Source organism: Pseudomonas onubensis (assembly GCF_965653655.1).
Classification (GTDB): domain Bacteria; phylum Pseudomonadota; class Gammaproteobacteria; order Pseudomonadales; family Pseudomonadaceae; genus Aquipseudomonas.
This window is the reverse complement of record NZ_CBFHAZ010000359.1, coordinates 1-255: the sequence shown is the minus strand read 5'-3', so window position 1 is coordinate 255 and position 255 is coordinate 1. Positions and strand designations below refer to the sequence as shown.

General features: G+C 53.3%; 1 protein-coding gene. It reads right to left on the bottom strand.

Translation table 11 applies throughout. The annotated features are described in order from the left end of the window. Window positions 1-255 (bottom strand): transposase (locus ACTD9P_RS30325; protein WP_438870526.1); only part of this gene is annotated, 255 nt, incomplete at both ends.

The following is a 255-nucleotide window of genomic DNA, read 5'->3' as shown; positions in this document are numbered from 1 at the left end:
AAAGGCTTCCAGGTTTTTGACCTGATGCCTGCTGACGCCGCGTTATGCAGCAACCTGCGTATCTCTGAATCTCCCTTCTTGCTCAACGAGCGGCGTCCGTTCATTTGCCCAGAGTCGGACACTCTTAAGTCCATTCCCAAGAAAGCGATGTAAGCATCAGCATTTTCAAATTCCCCTCGCTGAAACGCCATTGTCAGGGCAACCGCTGTCAGAAAACCAATGCCCTCGACGGCCTGGCAGCGCTTGACCTGATGC